General features: G+C 59.1%; 2 protein-coding genes and 1 pseudogene. All 3 read left to right on the top strand.

The annotated features are described in order from the left end of the window. Positions 1 to 201 precede the first annotated feature (201 nt). Entirely contained in the window at positions 202 to 834 is a 633-nt protein-coding gene (locus tag ACIQ39_RS19175; protein WP_396436176.1) for a DUF1007 family protein, read from the top strand. Then, complete coding sequence (locus tag ACIQ39_RS19180; RefSeq protein ID WP_396436177.1) at positions 831 to 1,790, top strand: cyclase family protein; 960 nt, start codon at positions 831 to 833, stop codon at positions 1,788 to 1,790. The genes ACIQ39_RS19175 and ACIQ39_RS19180 overlap by 4 nt, the downstream gene beginning before the upstream one ends. Positions 1,791 to 2,192: 402 nt before the next feature. Next, positions 2,193 to 2,634: pseudogene (locus ACIQ39_RS19185) on the top strand (transposase); the annotation flags it as partial. Positions 2,635 to 2,748 lie beyond the last annotated feature (114 nt).

Consider the following 2,748-nt stretch of genomic DNA (forward strand, 5'->3'; position numbering starts at 1 on the left):
ATGATCGTGGACAAATACCGGAGCCAAGAAAGACACCCAGTTGCGCTTTGCTCCAGCGGGACTGCGAACGAGGAAGTCAGGATTGAGATTGAGCCTGCAATACAAAAGGCAAAAACCGGGGCAGCGCTGAGCAGCTGTGAGCAGTTGAGTGCAACTTAAACTGCCATCAAGTCTGTCCTGACTTTGGGGTCCACTTCAGTTTTGGCGCTGACTTGTTTGAGCGCTCCAGCAGCACACGCCCACCCGCACCTCCGATTGGCCTACCAACTGCTGCCGGTGTTCACCCAAGACCAGCTCAGCGCTGTGCGCGTCAGTTGGCAAATGGACCCGATGAACAGCAGTTTGGTGCGTGACAACATCGACCTGAACCAAAACGGGCAACTGGACCCAGATGAATTGGCCGCCTTTGCCCAAACCAACCAAGATTTGATGGCGGGCTTCCAGTACTTCTTGACCATCGAGGGCGACGGTCCTGAGCCAGCGCCCTTGGCGTTTGATGTGCAGGGCTTTTCAGCCCGGGACGCAGGGCGTGGCTTTCAGGGCGGTATTTACCTGGAGTTCACCGCGGTGCTGAAACACACAGCCCCGTTGCGCAGCTTGCACCTGCAAATGCAAGACCCCACCTGGTTCATTGGCTTTGAGCCACGTTTGGGCCAAGTTTTGGCCTCGGCCTCCGATTGCGACGCCTCCTTCACGCGTGAAAAACGCCTTACACCCACTCAAGGCGTGCAAGAGGTGCAGCGCATCCATGTTCAATGTGCGTCGGGCTCTGCGGCTCAGCCCAACACGCAGGTTTCACCACCGAAAGAGCCCATCCAAGGAGACAAAACATGAACTTCAACCGATTCGCCATTCCCCTCTTGGCCGGGGCCTGTTTGCTCACCGCCTTCACGGGCAAGGCATGGGCTTATGAAAGCTGCCACAAGTCCAAATGGGGACCCAACGACCAAATTGGCGCCCTCAACAACATCACCCAAGACAACATCTTGGCGGCGGCCAAATTGATCAAAAAAGGCAAGTCCATGCGCATGGGCATCGAGACCAATGCCAAAACACCAGCCTTCGCACCGCGCACTTATTCCGTCACCATTGTTCGGCCCGGTCAAGACTACGCTGGTCAAACCATGGGCAACACCAAAACCAATTACCACGACGATATCTTGAACACCTGGGTTGGCATTGGCACGCAGTTGGATGGCCTGGGCCACATTGGCATTGACAACACCTATTACAACTGCACCCCTGGGACCGAAGTCACCGGGCTTTCGGGTTTGAAAAAATTCGGCATCGAGACCGTGCCTGCCGTGGCCACCCGCGCCGTGCTGCTGGACATGACGGCCTTGATGGGCAAGGACATCATCCCCGAGGGCACAGCCTTCAACCAGCCCGAAATTGAGGCCGCCCTCAAGCGCCAAGGCAATATGAAGATCAACAAAGGCGACATCGTGATTTTCTACACCGGCTGGCACAAGCTGCTGGGTGTGGACGACAAGCGCAACGGCTCTGTCGAGCCGGGCTTGGGCGTGCAAGGTGCGCGCTATTTGGCCTCATTGGGGGTGGCCATGATCGGTTCAGACACTTGGGGCTTGGAGGTGATTCCGTTTGAAAACCCCGGCCAGGTCTTTCATGTGCACCAAATTTTATTGGCCGAGTTTGGCGTTTTCATCTTGGAAAACGTGGTGGCTGAGCAGGCCATCAAAGACAAGGTGTACGAGGGCATGATCACCGTGGCACCGCACCGCACCACGGGTTCTGTGCAGGCGATTGTGAACCCCACCTTCATTTACTGAACTGCTTTTTGACCCCCAGAAAAGGGTGCCCTCAGGTGCCCTTTTTTGTTGTGTGTGGCCGCGGACTTCACCGCCTTGCTCGTTTGGCGCTGTGCCACGAGTTTCTTTTGGGCCAGCATCTGCCCCGTGGACATGAAGCTCGCCTCGAAGTGGTGGCACCAGGGCTTGGGGTCGGCCTTGGGCTATTTGGTGGGGGCCTTTAGTGTCGGGTTCGGCCAGTGCGCACGACCGGCTTGCCTTGGCCCGGCATCATGCTGGGAGTTAGGGCCTTGGCCACGCTGGGCGACTTGCTTGGCTTGGGTTTGCAAGGGGTGCAGCATGCACCTGCGCGGGTCATCACCATGCAGTGGCCTGAACTGGCCAAGCAGCAGACCGAAGCGCGCGTGCGAAGTTCGGTTTTGGGCTTTTTTTGGCCGGGGCCTGCTCGAAGGCTTCGAGGCCCAGAAGATGCTGAGGTACAAGCACAGTGGGTTTTCGGTAGACACCAGCGTGTGCACAGCAGCACAAGACAGCGCAGGCCTGGAGCGCCTGCTGCGCTGCTGCGCTGCTGCGCTGCTGCGCACGGCCCCCGTTTGCGAAGGAGCGGCTGCGCAAAGCGGGCCGTGAGCTCATCTAGCGCTGCGCCAAGCAGCACAGCGAACAGCGCGAACGGCGCGAACGGCGCGAACGGCGCGAACGGCGCGAACGGCGCGAACGGCGCGACCGACACAACGCCAAGCGAGGTATTCGGGCCGACGAGCTGCACCTCACGCCAATGGCGCTGATCGCGCGCCTTGCCGCGCTGGTGCCGCCACCGCATGCGCACCGCGGCCGGTACTGCGGCGTGCTGGTGTTCAATTCACCCTAGATCCGGCAGTTATTCTGTCATCGTGAGCTGACTTGGTGGATACCAAGGCGGCAGGGGGCGGGTGATTCTCTGCACCACGTAGTCCAAGAACGTCTTCCATCGATCCGCCTG

Origin of the sequence: Limnohabitans sp., assembly GCF_044361645.1 — a bacterium.
Classification (GTDB): domain Bacteria; phylum Pseudomonadota; class Gammaproteobacteria; order Burkholderiales; family Burkholderiaceae_C; genus Limnohabitans_A.

Bases quoted from the DNA above. Each gene is read 5' to 3' on its own strand.
- ACIQ39_RS19180 (WP_396436177.1), top strand. From the start codon at position 831: ATGAACTTCAACCGATTCGCCATTCCCCTCTTGGCCGGGGCCTGTTTG.